We start from the raw sequence: 18,132 nt of genomic DNA, 5'->3' as shown, positions 1-18,132 counted from the left end.
AGCCGGAAGACGCGCCTGAGACAGCGTCCAGGTGAAACCGGGAAAATTTCTTAGTTTTGCTCCACTCGGGACAAAAAGGTGAGGTACATCACGCTTCGTTGAGTTCGCGCGGAGCCTGGGCATTTAAAAACGGCAGCAGCAGCAGCGCGGAAATTCCCGCCGCAATAGCGATCACCACAAAGAATCCGGTCCAGTGCCAGACCTCCATCACCTTCGCCAGCGGCCAGCCGGAGAGCGATGCCCCCAGATAAGCAAACAGCCCGACAAATCCGGTTGCCGCGCCCGCCGCCTCTTTGTGCGAACACTCCGCCGCTGCCATGCCGATCAGCATCTGCGGGCCGAAGACGAAGAATCCGGTGGTGAAGAAGCACGCGGCCTGCATCACATAGCTGGCGAACGGCATTAGCCACAGCGAGCCAACGGAGAGCAAAATTCCGGCGGCGAAAATCAGGTTCATTGGACCGCGGTTGCCGTTAAACAGCTTGTCCGAACCCCAACCCGCCACCAGCGCGCCAACAAATCCGCCCAGCTCAAACATGGTCACGGCGGTATTGGCGGTCACCAGATCCACGCCGAGCGTCTCCGACATGTACAGATTGCCCCAGTCGTTAATCGCGGCACGGACCACGTACACCAGCACATAACACAGTGACAGCAGCCAGATATAAGGATTCAGCAGCACATAGCGGGTGAGGATCTCTTTGCGGCTCAGCCCAGCACCTTCCTGCTGTTGGGCAATTTCCAGTTCATCATGCCGCCAGTCGCCAATTGGCGGCAGACCAATCGCCTGCGGCCTGTCGCGCAGCCGCCAGCAGAGAAAAATCCCCACCACAATCGCCAGCAGCCCGGCGATCATCATCCCGGCGCGCCAGCCGTAGTGCAGCGCTGTCGCCGCCATCACGATAGGGATCAGCGCCCCGCCGACGTTGTGCGCGGTGTTCCACAGCGCCCACCAGCCGCCGCGTTCAGTACGCGAATACCACGCGGTCAATAAACGCGCGCAGACCGGCGATCCCCAGCCCTGGAAAAAGGCGTTCAGCGCCCACAACACCGCAAAGGCCCATAGCGAGGTGGAGAATCCAAACAGAATGTTTACCACGCCGGTGGCAATCAGTCCGATACCCATAAAATAGCGGGCGTTCGAACGGTCGCTGACGATACCGGAGACAAACTTCGACAGGCCGTAGGTGATGTAAAACAGCGTCGCCAGCAGCCCAATGTCGCTGCGAGTCAGCACGCCGCTGATGAGGATATCCGGTACGGCGGCATTGAAGCTCTTGCGTGTGAAATAGAACAGCGCGTAGCCGAGCCAGATGGTGGTCAGGATATGCCGCCGCCAGTAGCGGTAGAGAGCATCCACTTCACGCTTATCAGTAATGAGCGGCGCACTGGCCGGAGCTTTTAAAAATGAAAACATGACCGCGCCTTACACATATCGCTGGGGTAACGACACGCTGACCCGCGTGCCGTGCGTACAGGAAATCGAGAGCGATCCGCCGAGGGCGCTAATGCGTTCACGCATCCCAGTGAGGCCAAATCCCTGTTGATTCGACCCTGGCGGCAGGCCGCTGCCGTCGTCCTCAATTACCAGCATTAGCCGTTCATCCTGTTGCCAGCCCTGAAGCGTCACCGCGCTGGCGTTGGCGTGCTTAACGATGTTGTTCAGCCCTTCCTGACAGACGCGAAACAGCGTCACCCGCTGGCTTTCGCTAAGTGCAGATTCATCAATTCGCCAGTCGAGATGGCTGACGATGCCACGGCTTTCCAGCTCCATTTCGCGCATCAATGAGCGGATGGCCTGCTCCAGCGTGAGATCGTCCAGCTGGCGCGGTCGCAGGCGGCCTAACAGGCGACGCACCGAATCGTACACGCCGAGAGAAAGTTGTTCGATGTGCGCCCCGCTGCGCTTCACCCCTGCGTTTTCCGGCGCCAGGCGCTGGACAATACCCGCCTGAGTGCGAATGGCGGTGATGGTCTGGCCGATATCATCGTGCAGTTCGCGCGCCACATCCCGGCGCACGCTCTCTTCGGTTTCCAGCAGGCGTTCCGCCAGACGATGGTTGCGTGCTAATTCGTTTTGCAGCGACTGGTTAAGTTCGCGCAGACGCTGAATACCCGCACCGAGCAGCAGCCCGGTCAGGCTTTGCACCAGCAGCGAGAGCAACAGATCGACGGGATGATCGTGCCAGGTCTGGCTGGCAATCAGCGCGATGGCGTTCATCAGCGTCGCAATCAGTGCCCCTTGCCAGCCGTAGTGCCAGGCCAGCGCAATGATCGGCAACGCGAGGCAAAACGGCGTGAAGCGCGAAAGTTCGGCGGGTAAACCGAGCTGTAGCCACAGGCTGACGCTAAACAGCAGCAGGTACCAGACCAGATGCCGCCCGCGCCAGTTCACCGGCTGCGACACCACCGCCGGGCCCAGCGGCAGCCAGGTCGTGCTGGTCAGATAGTGCCAGAACACCAGGCAGATCGGCGCCAGCGTTAATCCGCCGGTGAGCGTCAGCAACAGCGCGTTCCACGCCTCTTCACCTTGCCCAAGCCAGGGCAGCGATTGCAGCAGCGCCGCCGCCGTGAGCGCCGCGCCCTGCAACAGCAGCGTGCGCCAGTCGCGCTGATGGCGGTATCGCGAAATCAACATCACCGGGAGTAACGTGAGGAAGCTGCCGATCATCAAAAGTGGTAAATGGACCAGCGCCACTTCCTGCGCCAGCCAGAAAAGAAGCAGCCATTCCGCGCCCAGCAGCACCGGCCAGTATCCGCGCGGACATTGCAGCATCAACCCCAGACGCAGGCCAAACGGAAACAGCAGTACCGCTAGCTCCGGGCGCTCAACCAGATGCAGGCTGATGCTCCACAGGCAAAACCACGCAGCAGAGAAGATAAAGAAGCAGGCAACAACGGTGATTAACCGGGAACAGAACGTGTTCATTGCCAGCCGTCAAACATCCGGCGGGCCAGTTCGACGTCGTTGCTGACGCCCAGCTTTTCCATCAGGTTAGCGCGATGCACGTGCACCGTTTTCGGCGACAGACCCAGTTCAGCGGCAATCTCTTTGACCGCCATACCTTGCGCCAGTTTTTCCGCCACCTGACGTTCGCGTTTGGTGAGCGGATCCTGACGACCGGCAGCCAGTTTGACGGCGATGTCCGGCGTCAGGTAACAGCCGCCGGTCGCTACGGTATGCACCGCCGCGATCAGCTCATCCGGGCTACAACGTTTAGAAAGGAAACCACGCGCGCCCGCGTTGAGCGCCTGCTCCACCAGCGCCGGGCTGTCATGTACAGAGAGCATGATAATCGCCATTCCTTTTGGCAACTGGCTTAATAGTTCAAGACCGGAGATATCAGGCATCGAGATGTCGCAGATACACACCTGCACGCCGCGTCCCGGTAATCCCGCCAGCGCCTCACTGCCTGAGCCAAACTCAGCGACCACCTGCAAATCAGGTTCCAGCCCCAGCAGTTGGGCAAAGCCGGAGCGGACGATGAGGTGGTCGTCAATAAGGGCAACGGTAATCATGGGTTCATCCTGGCGCTAAGGCATGCCTGATGGCGCTACGCTTATCAGGCCTACGGGCGGGTGCCGTTGTAGGCCGGATAAGGCATTAATGCCGCCACCCAGCAAAAGCGCTTACCTTAACGATAAGTGCTTTGGTGTTCAAGCCTTGAGCGATCAGGCTATGCCAGTTGTGACTGTAAATGTCCGGGTGTGTTGCGGTTCTATTTCAATCAAGGTGCCATTGCGTTGTGCTGCCAGGAATCCTTCAGGTCGACAGGTTGCAGGCAAGGCGAATGCCGCAACCTGCTGATCGCCGTTATAGAGGATCCAACGCGTCACATAATTCAGCTCCGTGCTGGAGAAACGCGTAACGAACGTGGTGCCATCAGGCGCGATCATGCTAAATTCCGGCTTATCTGTGTACCTGTCCAGTTGGTCAGCAAAGAAGACAATTTCCGGATCGTAAAAATGCGGTTCATTGAGCCGCGCCAGAGAAGCCTCGCCCTGAACAATCCGCTGATTAAACGCCAGCCACTGCTCAGTCGGCTTAACATGCGCGGGTATCGACTCACGCAGCTTCATGGCCTCATCCGGAATATTCTGGCTGAAGGTAGCTTCCGGTACGTAGGCATAGTTCATATGGCACATGTACTGCAACGGCATTGCCACTGAGGCGAGGTTGGTAACCGCCATCTGAATATCAAACAGCGCGCTCGCTTTGTGCATTACCACCGCAGGATGCGCCTGATAATGATGACCGAACCCCATCACATACTCATAGCGTCCAGCCACGCGCAAATTCTCACCCTCCAGCTCCAGCCAGGCTTCATCCATCGCGGCACAAGCCATTTCACCGTGCAAAGGATGTGAATCCTCTGGTGATGGGCAGCCATTTGCCAACAGACCTGAGTGGAAGGCAAAACAGCCGTAGGTCGCCACCACTTCCGCCGCCGGTTTCGGCTGACTGAACATGTTGCGCATGGTCAGGTCATGGCCATCAAACTGAGCATCCCAGATCATCTGCCCCATCCAGGGCAGAATAACCAGATGTCCACGACTGTTTTCTACCTTCAGCCCTTCCACTCCGCTGGCGTAACGAAATGCGGTAACCGTAAAGTCGTTATTCTTCAGTAAGATTCGCGGATGCTCTGCAAAGAGTTCTCGCCACAGCGTTATACGTGTTGTCATGATCGCTCTCCTCAGGAAACGGTCGCTTCAGCCAGGTTGTTGCGCACTTTGCTTTCACGCCAGAAGTAGATCCCGACATACACGAAGCACAGCATGGAGACCAGGAACGAGAGTTGCAATGAATGGAACATATCGGCCACATAGCCCTGAATCGCAGGAACCACCGCCGCACCGACAATCGCCATGACAATGACAGCACCTGCCATTTCGGTATGTTCGTTATCCACGGTATCAAGCGTACCAGCATAGATTGTCGCCCAGCAGGGTCCAAACAGGACACTCACCAGCACTGCGACATACACAGCGCTGAAGCTTGGCGCCAGTGCAACATAGACGAGGAACAGCGCACCAATGATGGAATAGAGAATCAGCACTTTTTCCGGATTGAAGCGCGTCATCAAAATGTTGGCGATAAACTTGCCGATAAAGAAGCAGGCGAAGCTATAGACCATGAAGGTTGAGGCGTCGCGCTCGTTGATATCACCTAATTCCAGTGCCAGACGGATGGTGAATGACCACACCGCGACCTGCATCCCCACATAAAGAAATTGCGCCACAATTCCACGACGGAAACGGGCATTGCTGGCCAGATAACGCAGTGTATCCATCGCTGACGGGCGTTTATGACTCGTGGTTTGCGCGACTTTACAGGTCGGGAAGCGAGTCAGGAGGAATAACACCATCACCACAACCAGTACCATAATCATGTACTTGTATGGCTCAAGGGTATTTTCCAGCATCAACACTTTAAAGTTATGGATCTGCTCAGCGTTCATCCCGGCCATCTGTTTTTCCAGGCTTTCGCCTTCAGAGAAGACCAGATATTTACCTAGCAGAATGCCAGCAGCCGCACCAATAGGATAAAAAGTCTGACTGATGTTCAGGCGTAAAGTGGCATACGCTTTTGGGCCGATCATTGAGCTGTAGGTGTTGGCTGCTGTTTCCAGGAAGCTCAGACCAATCGCAATCGCGAAAATCGCCGCAAGGAACATGGTGTAGGTGGCCATGTGCGATGCCGGGAAAAAGAGCATACACCCAACGATATAAAGGGTCAGCCCCATTAAGATGGCGACTTTATAACTGGTCTTTTTAATCACCAGAGATGCTGGAATCGCAATTAAAAAATAACCGCCATAAAAGGCACTCTGAACTAATGCCGAGGCAAAGTTGCTGAGTGAAAATACGCTTTTAAATTGCGTAATCAGAATATCATTTAATGCGGCTGCGCATCCCCATAACGGGAATAAACAGGATAACAAAATAAACTGGAACAGAGGGGTCTTATTCAAATAGCCGTCAGGCATCTGAATGATGTTTTTATCGTTCATAGTGCTACCTTTTACAGTGCAGGAGTATTATTCGTTTAAGGTAAGAAACTCATTAAATTGTTCGATGCTTGGATAAGATGATTGAGTGCCTTTCCCGGTAACGCTGAAAGCAGCGAAGAGAGCGGCTTTTTTCATGGCGGCTTCCACATCACCGCTTTGAACGTAATAGTGAGCAAAACAACCGATGAAAGCGTCGCCTGCACCACTGGTATCGACAGCGTTCACTTTAAACGCTGGAACATGGACTTCCTGGTCACGCGTCATCCACAGCGCACCTTTCTCACCCATGGTGACGATAATATTGTTCAGACCTTTATCAACCAGAGAACGTGCCGCTGCGCGAATATGGTCATAAGTATCCACTGGCATACCGGTTAATATTTCCAACTCGGTTTCATTCGGCACAAAAAAATCACATTTACAGGCATAAGACATATCTAATTCCCGTAATGCAGGGGCGGGATTTAGTAACACTTCAATACCGTATTTTTTGCCAAATTCAATCGCGTGATAAACAGTTTCCAGCTGCACTTCCAGTTGCAGGACAATAAGCTGACATTTTTTCAGATCTTCCGCCGCACGATCGATATCTTCCGGGGAGAGAAATTTGTTCGCTCCTTTAATAATCAGAATACTGTTGCTGGAGTTGGCATTAACAAAGATCGGTGCGACACCGCTGCTGGTGCAGGGTACCTTTTCGACATAGGTGGTATTAATTCCCCAGGATTCGAGATTGCGAATAGTGTTATCCGCAAAAATATCATCACCGACTTTTGTCAGCATCAGCACTTTGGAATTGAGCTTAGCGGCCGCAACGGCCTGATTTGCGCCTTTGCCCCCGCAGCCAATTTTGAACGCCGGTGCTTCCAGCGTTTCCCCTTCTTTGGGCATCTGGTTGATGTAGGTGATGAGATCCACCATGTTGGAGCCAATAACCGCGATATCCATTTTACTACCTCTCAGAAACAATCACACAACAATGATATTAAAATAACATTATCATGTTACTTTCGTATCATTTGTGACTAGGATCGCGATTGGGAGATCATTTTATTGTTTATTTATTGCACTAAATGTTACACCCACATCACAATACAAATGATGAAGTTGCTTACAATTGACTGAAAATTAACTGGTTATAATCAATAAAACGTGAAAAAACACGCTTTTATTTCCGGATAGTCAGACGTATAGTAATGCGGCAATGTCATGTTCTCAGAAACACAAAAATGTTACTGAAGGAACATGGGAACATGATTCGTGGAGAAGCACATGGAAACTAAGCAAAAAGAACGTATTCGACGTCTGATGGAATTGTTGAAGAAGACCGACCGAATCCATCTGAAAGAGGCGGCACGAATGCTGGAAGTTTCCGTGATGACTATTCGTCGGGATCTCAGTCAGGATGACGAACCGTTACCACTCACGCTGCTCGGTGGTTACATTGTGATGGTGAACAAACCTGCTGCCATCGTTAACGCGCCACTCCCCGCGCAAAAACAGTATCACCGCGACGATTTACCGGTTGCCATTCTGGCTGCGGGACTGGTGAGTGAAAATGATCTGGTCTTTTTTGATAATGGTGCGGAAATGCCGTTGGTGGTCAGCATGATCCCGGACGATATTTCCTTTACCGGGATTTGCTACTCGCACCGGGTGTTCGTAGCGCTAAATGAAAAGCCCAACGCCACAGCGATTCTTTGCGGGGGGACCTACCGGGCGAAAAGTGACGCCTTTTACGACACCAGCAATCCCTCCCCGCTGGATGCACTCAACCCACGGAAAGTCTTTATCTCCGCCAGCGGAGTCCATGAGCATTTCGGCGTTAGCTGGTTCAATCCGGACGATCTGGCCACAAAACGCAAAGCGATGGAACGCGGATTACGCAAAATTCTGCTGACGCGCCACGCCCTGTTCGATGAGGTCGCCCCCGCCAGCATTGGTCCACTCTCCACCTTTGACGTACTGATAAGCGACCGTCCGTTACCGGCAGATTACGCAACCCACTGCCGGAACGGCTCTGTCAAAGTGATCACCCCGGATTCCGACGGCGACTAACTCACTCAAAGAAAACGGTAATTTTGTTAAACATCGACGGATCGGACTGGTTGCGGGCCACTTTTACCACATCTTCCAGCTTGTCGATCTGGCTTATCATCTGCTCAAGACGTTGATCGTCGTTGACCAGTAGCCAGATGCGGCTCTTATCGCTGTCCTGAATCGGTAGACAGAGAATGCCTTCCACGTTGAACGCGCGGCGGGCGAACAGCCCGCAAACGTGAGTCATTACGCCCGGATGGTTGCGTACGGTGAGTTCCAGGATTACGTTGTCATGAGTCTGCTGTTGCATGGCTTATTCCCCCACCATTTCTGTGTTTGCCGCACCCGGCGGCACCATCGGGTACACTTTTTGTTCGGCATCGATGCGCACGTGAATCAGCGCAGGCCCAGGACGATTAATAATCTCCTGCAACGCTGCCTGTGGGTCCGCTTCGTTATTCAGATCGCAGGTTTCGAGACCAAACCCGGCGGCTATCTGCATAAAGTTAATCATCCCCGGATAGGTCGCGGCAAAAACACCCTGCTTATAGAACAGACTCTGCTGCTGATACACCAGACCCAACGCTTCGTTATTCATCAAGATGATTTTAATATCCAGCTGATTTTCGCTGGCTGTCGCCATTTCCTGAATATTCATCATCAGGCTGCCGTCGCCGGAGAAGCACAGCACTTTCTTGTCTGGATTGGCCAGCGCCGCGCCAATTGCCGCTGGCAGGCCAAAGCCCATAGTTCCCAGACCGCCGGAGGTCAGCCACTGACGCGGACGGTTCAGCGGATAAGCCTGTGCCGCCCACATCTGATGCTGGCCTACGTCGGTGGTGATAATGGCGCTATCGTCTACGCAGGCAGCCACGGCGTTGATCAATCCATAGTGGCTGAGCGGGTCGCTTTCCTGCGGAATAGTGCAAGGGAATTCACGTTGTAAATCGGCCACCGTCTGATGCCACGACTCTCGCGGCTGCGCGTCAATTAATGGGATCAATTGTGCCAGAACCTCATCGACATCCGCCTGAATCGCCACGTGCGGTTGTTTGATTTTACCCAGCTCCGCGCGGTCGATATCCACGTGAATGATTTTGGCGTTCGGGCAGAACTGCTCCGTTTTACCAATCGCCCGGTCATCAAAACGTGCGCCCAGAACAATCAATAAATCCGCTTCTTGCAGAATAAAGTTAGTGCTACGCGCGCCGTGCATGCCCAGCATGCCTAACGACAGCGGATGCGCTTTCGGCAACATACCGAGCGCCATTAAGGTCATAGTGGTGGGCAGCATCGCTTTTTCCGCCAGTTCACGTACGCGCTCAGGTGCGTTAATCACGCCGCCGCCGAGGTACAGCACCGGACGCTGTGCGGCGTTAATCATGGCTGCGGCATCGCGAATGCTGTCCTGGCTGAACGCTGGCGCCGCCATTTTCTGCGCAGGCTCCGGCATCTCTTCAATGTCAAAAACGGCGGTTTGAATATCCTTAGGAATGTCTATCCACACCGGGCCTGGACGTCCGGACTGCGCAATGCGGAACGCATCGCTCATGACCTGCGGTAATTCACTGATATGGCGGACCAGATAGTTGTGCTTAGTGATGGGGATAGAGATGCCGTAGGTGTCGACTTCCTGGAAGGCGTCGGTGCCTATCATTGAAGCCGGAACCTGCCCGGTGATACACACCAGCGGGATGGAATCCAGACGCGCATCAGCAATGGCGGTCACCAGATTGGTTGCGCCCGGTCCGCTGCAGGCCATACAGACGGCGGGTTTGCCATCGGTTCTCGCCATTCCCTGCGCGATAAACCCTGCTCCTTGTTCGTGGCGCGCCAGGATATGACGGATTTGCGTGCTTTGACTTAAGGCGTCATAGACGGGAAGAATCGATCCGCCGGGAATACCGGTAACAACCTGAATTCCCTGGCGTTCCAGGAAATGAACGATGAATTCTGCGCCCGTAAAACGCGTACGCTTGGATGTTATGCCCGAACTTGCCATGCTCCAGTCCTTTTATTCTGGGCCTTTGCTCCGGGCAGGTCTCTGAAACGAAAAACCCCGCCCGGTTTGCGCCGGCGGGGTTTTGGAATCGTGTGTTGATTCGGACCCTACGGCGCATTGCCGACGACCACCACCACACGCACGACGACCGCTGCGCGAGATGGCGCAGTTTTTAGTAGGGTCGCAGTCAGCATGGAAGGGTTCATTAGGGACCTGTCTGTTTGTTGATTAACTGGATTTATACAAACACAGGTTTTTCAGCGTGACAATGGAAAAATTTTCATCTGCATAAAAATGCGTCAACGATCACATTTCGTTGTGCATTGCTGAAAAACAAAAAACCCCGCCGGAGCGAGGTTTTTTTCAGTGCTGTGCGGTTGGTAGCCGCCGAACACACTGTGTTATGTCAACGAAAAAAGTATACGCGTTCTGCGAAGAACACGCAATTTCGGCACGAATTTTGATGGTTTTGAGTATGGAACATGAATAGCGTAACGTCCATAAAATACTGTTAATTTATACAGTATTTATCTATAATGTCTCGGTACGCAATGTGTTATGCGGGGGCCGCATCGTAAACCGGCGCATCAAAGTCCTGGCTGAAACGGGTGGTGCCGTCAGCGCCTTAACCCCCGTGTGAGCACACTGTGTTATGTCAACAAAGGTGCTGGCAACAGGCAGCGGCGAGGTACGTCAGCACCGTGCTCCTTGTACCAAAAGGAGAGCGTATGAGCCTCGTGGATATCGCTATTCTTATCCTCAAACTCATTGTTGCAGCACTGCAACTACTTGATGCTGTTCTGAAATACGTTAAGTAATTCGGATTCAAGTCGCACCTAAGGGGGGCGGGTAACACTCCGCTCCCCTTTCACCTTCTCCCTGGTGCTTGTGTCGCGCCAATATGTTACGTTTTTATGACATTCTCAGGGAAGAATTCCACCATGACGCTTTCTGTTTTCTGCATTTTGCTGTTCGCCGCGCTGCTGCATGCCAGCTGGAATGCCATTGTTAAAGCTGGAAACGATAAACTGTACTCAGCGATCGGTGTCAGCGGTTCTGCCGCAATTATGGCGTTGATTTGCTTACCCTTTGCGCCGCAACCTTCCGCCGCCAGCCTGCCGTTTTTGGCCGTCTCAACTGCGTTGCAAATTGTATATACCGTCCTGGTCGCCAAAACCTATCAGGTTTCGGATATGAGCCAGACCTATCCGTTAATGCGCGGCACAGCGCCACTGCTGGTCGCGATTATCAGCGTCCTGTTTCTTGGCGATAGCCTTTCTATGTTGGCCTGGGTGGGAATTGCCACAATCTGTCTGGCGATCCTCGGTATGGCGTTTAACGGACGCAGCAGCTCGCAACGCGGGATCGTACTGGCGCTCATTAACGCCTGCTTTATCGCCGGATATACGCTGGTTGACGGCACCGGCGTACGTTTATCAGAAACCGCGCTGGGTTATACACTGTGGACCTTCTTTCTGAACGGCTCCTGCCTGCTGGGCTGGGCGATGATTGCCCGACGCCGGGAAGCGTCACGCTATCTGGTGCAGCAGTGGAAGAAAGGTATTCTTGGCGGGATTGGCACAATGGGTTCTTACGGTCTGGCGCTGTGGGCCATGACTCAGGCTCCGTTGGCGGTAGTCGCTGCGCTGCGTGAAACTTCCATCCTGTTTGGCGCGCTGCTCGCGTGGCTGCTACTGAAAGAGAAGGTTGCCGGAATACGTCTTGTTGCGGCTGGAGGCATTGCCATAGGCGCAGTTTTGCTACGCTTATCATGACCTCTGTAAACCCGATGCAATCCGGCAACATTTGTTGCCGCTTTTTGTTTACATTTCCTGCCGTTCATCGTTTAAACATTCCAGCCCACTATCTGGCCTTCTTTTTCTGTTGTGGTAGATTCCACGCGCATTTACGGGAAAGCTCAGCACCTTATTCTTATTTTTTCACTTTTTGAAAAGTAATCAGCGAAATGAAAAGGCATAGAAGCGTCAATTTGTTGTTGATGTTGGTATTACTGGTGGCGGTAGGTCAGATGGCGCAAACCATTTATATCCCCGCGATTGCTGATATGGCGCGTGAACTGAACGTTCGCGAAGGGGCGGTGCAAAGCGTGATGGCCGCCTATCTATTGACCTACGGCCTGTCACAACTGATTTACGGCCCACTTTCCGATCGCGTTGGCCGCCGCCCGGTGATCCTCGCTGGGATGTCCATTTTTATGTTGGCTACGCTGGTCGCCATAACCACCCACAGCCTGACGGTACTGATTATCGCCAGCGCAATACAGGGGATGGGAACGGGCGTCGGCGGTGTGATGGCGCGAACCTTACCGCGCGATCTGTACGAAGGCTCGCAGTTACGCCATGCGAACAGCCTGTTAAACATGGGGATTCTTGTCAGCCCGCTGCTGGCTCCGCTTATTGGCGGTATGTTGGATACCCTGTGGAACTGGCGCGCGTGCTACATCTTCCTGTTGGTTCTGTGCGCAGGCGTCACGTTTAGCATGGCGCGCTGGATGCCGGAAACGCGCCCCGCAGGTGCACCGCGCCCACGACTTATCGCCAGCTACAAAACCCTGTTTGGCAACAGCTCTTTCACCTGTTACGTGCTGATGCTGATCGGCGGTCTGGCGGGCGTTGCGGTCTTCGAAGCCTGCTCCGGGGTGTTGTTAGGTGCGCGACTCGGCTTAAGCAGCATGGTAGTCAGCATCCTGTTTATTTTGCCCATCCCGGCGGCGTTTTTCGGCGCCTGGTTCGCCGGTCGCCCGAACAAGCGTTTCTCGACGCTGATGTGGCAGTCGGTTATCTGCTGTCTGGTCGCCGGTTTGATGATGTGGATCCCAGGCCTGTTTGACGTGATGAACGTCTGGACGCTGCTGGTTCCCGCCGCACTGTTTTTCTTCGGTGCCGGGATGCTGTTTCCGCTGGCAACCAGCGGCGCAATGGAGCCTTTCCCGTTCCTGGCCGGTACTGCTGGCGCGCTGGTTGGCGGATTACAGAACATTGGTTCCGGCGTGCTGGCGTGGTTCTCTGCCATGCTGCCGCAGACCGGGCAAGCCAGTCTGGGCCTGCTGATGACCCTTATGGGGCTGTTGATTTTTGTTTGCTGGCTCCCGCTGGCGTCACGCGTGTCGCATCAGGGACAGGCGGTTTAAGCGTATGATGGCCCGGCTTCTCGCCGGGCTTTTCGCACTCAGGGGCAATCATGGTATTTAATAACGGCTCGAGCGCCGGGCGCCATGCCCCTTCCTCACCATCATAGAACTGCGTATCCGCATTGATAGCATAGGGAATTTTCGCTTTCTTCAGCTCGCAAGCCATAAAGCGGGCAAACGCCATTTGCGAGGCAGAAGGCGCGTTCCTGATGGTTTCTCCCGCCGACCAGCCACCTACCCAGCTGACATGACCGGTTTTCTGCTGCCAGTGAATAGCGGTATTGATTCGGGCGCGAATGGCGGCCTTTTCTGACGCAGTCCCAGAGGTCCACGGGTATTTGCCGTTATTTTTCAGCGGTCCCCACGGGAAAATATGCCATTGGGCCAGCACGGTATTCTGACTTTGCGGCGGCAACTTTAGGTTGACCAAATCTTCCGGAGCGGCATGCAGTCGCGGCGCGATAAAAATCATTCGCTGTGGATCGATGGCATGGATGGTACGGATAGTTTTGTCATACACCCGATTGAGCGACGCCTGATTATGGGTGAGCTTATCAGAGGGTTCGTATATCAGGTCGAAACCCAGCAACGGCGAGCTTTGGCCAAAGTAATGCGCCACCGCCACCCACCAGTTAACCACCTCTTTTTCGTTACTTACACTGGGGTCTTTTTTATACTCATCAGCCTGATAGGCGATTATCGGGATCACGCCATACTGTTCGCAGGCTTCCACCAGCTTGCGCAGATGTATAAGCCGCGCCTCCGTAGGCTCTCCCGCCACGCGAATGCGCACATGGGTCAACCCTTTCGCCTTATAATCCCGCACCACCAGCGGATCGAATTCACGGATGCCCCGATCGGTACGCGCCCAATCTACGTTCATCCCAACCCCAAGCTGCTGCACATACTGCGCCGCCGTCAACACAGGTTGCGCGGCACACACGGTGGCGCTGGCCAACAGTAAAAGGGAAACAATCGGCTTTAACACGGTCGTCCTTACGCAAATCATCAGGAGTGATATCACGTATTTAGCACGCTTTTTCACTTTCCGTGTAGAGCGAAAGCGTAAAAAATATTCGCGACCCGCTTATTTAACCTGCTCCTGTAGCCAGCCAATAAACGCCTCAATTTTCGGCCACTGCCTGCCGGGCAGCGTGGTGATGTAGTAATGCTGATGACATTTCAGCGCCATATCGCCAAAAGGCGCAATCAATTCTCCGCTGTCGAGGCGTTTTTGCACCAGCCGTTTTCGGCCCATCGCCACGCCGATATGGTTCATTGCCGCAATCACTGCTAAATCAGAACGATCAAAACCAATCCCCGACGATGTCGGCAAATTCGCCGCAAAATGCTGCGCCCAACTGTGCCACTCATCGGTCCCGGAATCGTTACTCCACGCCTGTCTGTCGTGCAGCAAGGTACAGTGCGGCAAATTCACCAGCGAACCGGTAAGGTCATGGCGGCGAGCGTAGTCCGGGCTGCATACCGGGAGGATCTCTTCATCCATCAGGAAGTGATGCGTGAGCTGCGCGGAGGGTGCATCGTCAAAATAGATGGCGAGATCGATACCCGCACGCTGCAGATTGACGTTGTCGTTCCCGGTCAGCATGGTCAGCGAAATTGACGGGTAGCGACGGGTAAAATCGCCGAGCGCCGGAACCAGCCAGCACTGGGCGATAGAAGGCCGTGAGTATACGGTGAGCGTCCCCGAGAGCTCCTGATTCTTAATATCAAGAATCTCCTGGTTGAGCGTGTCCAGCGACGACTTCAGCGCCCAAAATACCCGTTTGCCCTCGTGAGTGAGTTCCACTTTGCGATGAGAACGAACAAATAATTGGATGCCAAGCTCATCTTCAAGCTGATTTATACGATGGCTGACGGCGCTGGGGCTCAATGACAGCTCGTCTGCCGCCAGCGCAAACGACTGATGCCGGGCCGCCACTTCAAACGTATACAGCTTTGACAACTGCCAGCCATTAAGCAGCCGGTTTCTGACTTCGCGTAGGGGATCCATTCTCACCTCCTGTCCTCCTGATTCGTGCGCTGGAGTGTAAAAAAGTTCGCTGCAAAAATCAGCATAAAGGTGATTCAGAGTGAACCATATCGCATAAACCAAGCGCAATTAGACATAAATCACTCATTTGATGCAATCTGGCTCACGTGAAGGGGGATTTATATCGTTTGTCAGACCCTGCCTTATTTTTGTCCAATACCCCTATATTAATCACAGGGCAAGGTGAGTTATGCACTCTCAAATCTGGGTTGTGAGCACGCTGCTGATAAGCATCGTGTTAATCGTTTTGACCATCGTGAAGTTCAAATTCCACCCGTTTCTGGCGCTGCTGTTAGCCAGCTTCTTCGTGGGTACGATGATGGGCATGGGGCCGTTGGATATGGTCAATGCCATTGAGAGTGGCATCGGCGGTACGCTGGGCTTCCTCGCCGCGGTTATCGGCCTTGGGACCATTCTGGGCAAAATGATGGAAGTGTCCGGTGCAGCCGAACGCATTGGCCTGACGCTGCAGCGCTGCCGCTGGCTTTCCGCCGACGTCATTATGGTGCTGGTCGGGCTGATTTGTGGGATCACGCTGTTTGTGGAAGTCGGCGTGGTGCTGTTGATTCCGCTGGCTTTTTCGATTGCCAAGAAAACCAATACTTCATTACTGAAGCTGGCGATTCCACTGTGTACGGCGCTGATGGCAGTGCACTGCGTGGTACCACCGCATCCGGCCGCCCTGTTCGTGGCGAACAAGCTGGGCGCGGACATTGGCACCGTGATTGTCTACGGCTTACTGGTCGGCTTGATGGCTTCGCTTATCGGTGGCCCGCTGTATCTGAAATTCCTCGGTAACCGTCTGCCGTTTAAACCGGTTCCGGCTGAGTTTTCTGACCTCAAAGTGCGTGACGAAAGTACGCTACCGTCGCTGGGCGCTACGCTGTTTACCGTTCTGCTGCCGATTGGCCTGATGCTGGTAAAAACCGTCGCTGAGCTGAACATGGCGAAAGGCAGCACGGTATATACGCTGCTGGAGTTTATTGGTAACCCGATCACCGCGATGTTTATTGCCGTTTTCGTGGCCTATTACATTCTCGGCCTGCGTCAGCACATCGGTATGGGTGCATTGCTGACCCACACTGAAAATGGTTTTGGCTCGATTGCTAACATTTTGCTGATTATCGGCGCAGGCGGCGCATTCAACGCTATCCTCAAGAGCAGTGGGCTGGCGGATACCCTCGCGCTGATCCTCTCGAACATGCATATGCACCCGATTCTGCTGGCGTGGCTGGTGGCGTTAATCCTGCACGCTGCAGTGGGCTCTGCCACGGTGGCGATGATGGGCGCGACGGCAATCGTGGCACCGATGCTGCCGCTCTATCCCAACGTCAGCCCGGAGATCATCGCCATTGCTATCGGTTCTGGCGCTATTGGCTGCACGATCGTCACCGATTCCCTCTTCTGGCTGGTGAAGCAATACTGCGGTGCCACCCTGAATGAAACGTTTAAATACTATACGACCGCGACATTTATCGCGTCCGTGATTGCACTGGCTTGCACATTCCTGCTTTCCTTTATTATCTAGCGCAAAGAGACTGACTATGGAAAACATTCAAACACTTATCGCCCAGTATCCTTTAGTGGAAGATCTGGTTGCTCTCAAGGAGACAACCTGGTTTAACCCTGGCACCACCTCTCTTGCGGAAGGTTTACCGTATGTTGGCCTGACCGAACACGATGTTCAGGATGCTCACGCCCGTCTGACGCGCTTTGCGCCGTACCTGGCAAAGGCATTCCCGGAAACCGCGGCCACCGGCGGCATTATTGAATCTGAGCTGGCCGCGATTCCGGCCATGCAAAAGCGGCTGGAGAAAGAGTACGGGCAGCGCATCAATGGCGAAATTCTGCTGAAGAAAGACAGTCACCTGCCAATTTCTGGCTCGATTAAAGCCCGTGGTGGTATTTATGAAGTATTGACCCACGCGGAAAAACTGGCGCTGGAAGCCGGTCTGCTGACCACACAAGACGATTACAGCGTTCTGCTTTCGCCTGAGTTCAAACAGTTCTTTAGCCAGTACAGCATCGCGGTAGGCTCCACCGGTAATCTCGGCATGTCTATCGGTATAATGAGCGCCCGTATCGGCTTTAAGGTAACAGTGCATATGTCTGCCGACGCCCGCGCATGGAAAAAAGCCAAACTGCGCAGCCACGGTGTGACGGTCGTGGAGTATGAAGAAGATTACGGCGTGGCGGTTGAACAGGGCCGTAAGGCGGCGGAGTCCGATCCAAACTGCTTCTTTATCGATGATGAAAACTCGCGCACGCTGTTTTTAGGCTATGCGGTGGCCGGACAGCGCTTAAAGGCGCAGTTTGCCCAGCAGGGGCGCGTGGTGGATGCAGACCATCCACTGTTTGTTTACCTGCCATGCGGCGTCGGCGGTGGCCCTGGCGGCGTGGCGTTTGGCCTGAAGCTGGCGTTTGGCGACAACGTGCACTGCTTCTTCGCAGAACCAACCCATTCACCGTGCATGCTACTGGGGATTTATACCGGACTGCACGATACGATTTCCGTGCAGGATATTGGCATCGACAACCTGACGGCGGCTGATGGGCTGGCTGTCGGCCGTGCGTCTGGCTTTGTTGGCCGGGCAATGGAACGTCTGCTCGACGGTCTGTACACCCTGGACGATCAGACTATGTACGACATGCTGGGCTGGCTGGCGCAGGAAGAAGGTATTCGCCTCGAACCGTCAGCGCTGGCAGGGATGGCCGGTCCGCAACACGTTTGCGCCTCTGCTGACTATCAGCACATGCACGGCTTCAGCGCGGATCAGCTCAATAACGCCACCCACCTGGTGTGGGCGACCGGCGGTGGAATGGTCCCGGAAGATGAAATGGCGCAGTATCTGGCCAAAGGACGTTAAATACC

The 18,132-nt window shown here is 54.2% G+C and carries 17 protein-coding genes; 6 read left to right on the top strand and 11 right to left on the bottom strand.

Going from position 1 to position 18,132, the window contains the following annotated elements; genetic code table 11:
• Window positions 1-88: 88 nt before the first annotated feature.
• The 6 genes from uhpC to rbsK form a co-directional block, all read right to left on the bottom strand.
• Entirely contained in the window at window positions 89-1,417 is a 1,329-nt protein-coding gene (uhpC, locus tag LY264_RS00175; protein WP_048227352.1) for an MFS transporter, read from the bottom strand.
• A 9-nt stretch (window positions 1,418-1,426) separates the two neighbouring features.
• Entirely contained in the window at window positions 1,427-2,929 is a 1,503-nt protein-coding gene (uhpB, locus tag LY264_RS00170; protein WP_048215248.1) for a signal transduction histidine-protein kinase/phosphatase UhpB, read from the bottom strand.
• A complete protein-coding gene (uhpA, locus tag LY264_RS00165) occupies window positions 2,926-3,519 on the bottom strand; it encodes a response regulator transcription factor UhpA (RefSeq protein WP_003023923.1) in 594 nt (197 codons plus the stop codon). Before uhpA ends, uhpB begins: the two co-directional genes overlap by 4 nt.
• Window positions 3,520-3,672: 153 nt before the next feature.
• Window positions 3,673-4,686 carry an aldose 1-epimerase family protein gene (locus tag LY264_RS00160; RefSeq protein ID WP_048215247.1) on the bottom strand — a complete coding sequence of 338 codons (1,014 nt, stop codon included), beginning with the start codon at window positions 4,684-4,686 and terminating at the stop codon, window positions 3,673-3,675.
• A gap of 11 nt (window positions 4,687-4,697) precedes the next feature.
• The gene (gene fucP, locus LY264_RS00155) at window positions 4,698-6,014 is read right to left on the bottom strand and encodes an L-fucose:H+ symporter permease (RefSeq protein WP_048227353.1); all 1,317 of its coding nucleotides are present in this window, start codon (window positions 6,012-6,014) and stop codon (window positions 4,698-4,700) included.
• A gap of 27 nt (window positions 6,015-6,041) precedes the next feature.
• Window positions 6,042-6,962, bottom strand: a complete 921-nt coding sequence (rbsK, locus tag LY264_RS00150; RefSeq protein ID WP_048227354.1) for a ribokinase — start codon at window positions 6,960-6,962, stop codon at window positions 6,042-6,044.
• A gap of 324 nt (window positions 6,963-7,286) precedes the next feature.
• On the opposite strand from rbsK, the gene LY264_RS00145 reads away from it, so the two are divergent.
• Entirely contained in the window at window positions 7,287-8,072 is a 786-nt protein-coding gene (locus LY264_RS00145; RefSeq protein ID WP_003827122.1) for a DeoR family transcriptional regulator, read from the top strand.
• A gap of 1 nt (window position 8,073) precedes the next feature.
• Here LY264_RS00145 and ilvN read toward each other — a convergent pair whose 3' ends face one another.
• From ilvN to ivbL, 3 genes are all read right to left on the bottom strand, one after another.
• Window positions 8,074-8,364: an acetolactate synthase small subunit gene (ilvN, locus tag LY264_RS00140; RefSeq protein WP_003023914.1), complete on the bottom strand. Its 291-nt coding sequence runs from the start codon at window positions 8,362-8,364 to the stop codon at window positions 8,074-8,076.
• A gap of 3 nt (window positions 8,365-8,367) precedes the next feature.
• Complete coding sequence (gene ilvB / locus LY264_RS00135; RefSeq protein ID WP_048215245.1) at window positions 8,368-10,056, bottom strand: acetolactate synthase large subunit; 1,689 nt, start codon at window positions 10,054-10,056, stop codon at window positions 8,368-8,370.
• 107 nt (window positions 10,057-10,163) lie between these two features.
• Window positions 10,164-10,262, bottom strand: coding sequence for an ilvB operon leader peptide IvbL (ivbL, locus tag LY264_RS00130; protein WP_003827118.1), 99 nt, complete (start codon window positions 10,260-10,262; stop codon window positions 10,164-10,166).
• 522 nt (window positions 10,263-10,784) lie between these two features.
• Here ivbL and tisB point away from each other — a divergent pair.
• From tisB to emrD, 3 genes are all read left to right on the top strand, one after another.
• Window positions 10,785-10,874 (top strand): type I toxin-antitoxin system toxin TisB, encoded by a 90-nt coding sequence (tisB, locus tag LY264_RS00125; protein WP_003023909.1) that lies wholly within the window; start codon window positions 10,785-10,787, stop codon window positions 10,872-10,874.
• A 123-nt stretch (window positions 10,875-10,997) separates the two neighbouring features.
• Entirely contained in the window at window positions 10,998-11,831 is an 834-nt protein-coding gene (locus tag LY264_RS00120) for a DMT family transporter (protein ID WP_048227355.1), read from the top strand.
• Between the two features lie 191 nt (window positions 11,832-12,022).
• Window positions 12,023-13,207 (top strand): multidrug efflux MFS transporter EmrD, encoded by a 1,185-nt coding sequence (emrD, locus tag LY264_RS00115; RefSeq protein ID WP_048227356.1) that lies wholly within the window; start codon window positions 12,023-12,025, stop codon window positions 13,205-13,207.
• On the opposite strand, the gene LY264_RS00110 is transcribed toward emrD, so the two are convergent.
• Window positions 13,134-14,216 (bottom strand): cellulase family glycosylhydrolase, encoded by a 1,083-nt coding sequence (locus LY264_RS00110; RefSeq protein ID WP_048227380.1) that lies wholly within the window; start codon window positions 14,214-14,216, stop codon window positions 13,134-13,136. The genes emrD and LY264_RS00110 overlap by 74 nt on opposite strands.
• Window positions 14,217-14,294: 78 nt before the next feature.
• Complete coding sequence (dsdC, locus tag LY264_RS00105) at window positions 14,295-15,221, bottom strand: DNA-binding transcriptional regulator DsdC (protein WP_003827110.1); 927 nt, start codon at window positions 15,219-15,221, stop codon at window positions 14,295-14,297.
• A gap of 229 nt (window positions 15,222-15,450) precedes the next feature.
• Here dsdC and dsdX point away from each other — a divergent pair, with 229 nt between their 5' ends.
• Together dsdX and dsdA are read left to right on the top strand one after the other, a co-directional pair.
• Window positions 15,451-16,788 (top strand): D-serine transporter DsdX, encoded by a 1,338-nt coding sequence (gene dsdX / locus LY264_RS00100; protein ID WP_048227357.1) that lies wholly within the window; start codon window positions 15,451-15,453, stop codon window positions 16,786-16,788.
• A 16-nt stretch (window positions 16,789-16,804) separates the two neighbouring features.
• On the top strand, window positions 16,805-18,127 hold the full coding sequence (gene dsdA, locus LY264_RS00095; RefSeq protein ID WP_003827105.1) for a D-serine ammonia-lyase: 1,323 nt from the start codon (window positions 16,805-16,807) through the stop codon (window positions 18,125-18,127).
• The last annotated feature ends 5 nt before the right edge of the window (window positions 18,128-18,132 follow it).

The organism is Citrobacter portucalensis (assembly GCF_023374935.1).
GTDB classification, from domain to species: domain Bacteria; phylum Pseudomonadota; class Gammaproteobacteria; order Enterobacterales; family Enterobacteriaceae; genus Citrobacter; species Citrobacter portucalensis.
Note: the sequence above shows the minus strand (reverse complement) of the source record. Positions and strands in the feature narration are given on the sequence as shown.

Bases quoted from the DNA above. Each gene is read 5' to 3' on its own strand.
- ilvB (WP_048215245.1), bottom strand. From the start codon at position 10,056: ATGGCAAGTTCGGGCATAACATCCAAGCGTACGCGTTTTACGGGCGCA.
- dsdX (WP_048227357.1), top strand. From the start codon at position 15,451: ATGCACTCTCAAATCTGGGTTGTGAGCACGCTGCTGATAAGCATCGTG.
- uhpC (WP_048227352.1), bottom strand. From the start codon at position 1,417: ATGTTTTCATTTTTAAAAGCTCCGGCCAGTGCGCCGCTCATTACTGAT.
- fucP (WP_048227353.1), bottom strand. From the start codon at position 6,014: ATGAACGATAAAAACATCATTCAGATGCCTGACGGCTATTTGAATAAG.
- ilvN (WP_003023914.1), bottom strand. From the start codon at position 8,364: ATGCAACAGCAGACTCATGACAACGTAATCCTGGAACTCACCGTACGC.
- dsdC (WP_003827110.1), bottom strand. From the start codon at position 15,221: ATGGATCCCCTACGCGAAGTCAGAAACCGGCTGCTTAATGGCTGGCAG.
- ivbL (WP_003827118.1), bottom strand. From the start codon at position 10,262: ATGAACCCTTCCATGCTGACTGCGACCCTACTAAAAACTGCGCCATCT.
- uhpB (WP_048215248.1), bottom strand. From the start codon at position 2,929: ATGAACACGTTCTGTTCCCGGTTAATCACCGTTGTTGCCTGCTTCTTT.
- tisB (WP_003023909.1), top strand. From the start codon at position 10,785: ATGAGCCTCGTGGATATCGCTATTCTTATCCTCAAACTCATTGTTGCA.
- LY264_RS00160 (WP_048215247.1), bottom strand. From the start codon at position 4,686: ATGACAACACGTATAACGCTGTGGCGAGAACTCTTTGCAGAGCATCCG.
- uhpA (WP_003023923.1), bottom strand. From the start codon at position 3,519: ATGATTACCGTTGCCCTTATTGACGACCACCTCATCGTCCGCTCCGGC.
- dsdA (WP_003827105.1), top strand. From the start codon at position 16,805: ATGGAAAACATTCAAACACTTATCGCCCAGTATCCTTTAGTGGAAGAT.
- rbsK (WP_048227354.1), bottom strand. From the start codon at position 6,962: ATGGATATCGCGGTTATTGGCTCCAACATGGTGGATCTCATCACCTAC.
- LY264_RS00145 (WP_003827122.1), top strand. From the start codon at position 7,287: ATGGAAACTAAGCAAAAAGAACGTATTCGACGTCTGATGGAATTGTTG.
- emrD (WP_048227356.1), top strand. From the start codon at position 12,023: ATGAAAAGGCATAGAAGCGTCAATTTGTTGTTGATGTTGGTATTACTG.
- LY264_RS00120 (WP_048227355.1), top strand. From the start codon at position 10,998: ATGACGCTTTCTGTTTTCTGCATTTTGCTGTTCGCCGCGCTGCTGCAT.
- LY264_RS00110 (WP_048227380.1), bottom strand. From the start codon at position 14,216: ATGATTTGCGTAAGGACGACCGTGTTAAAGCCGATTGTTTCCCTTTTA.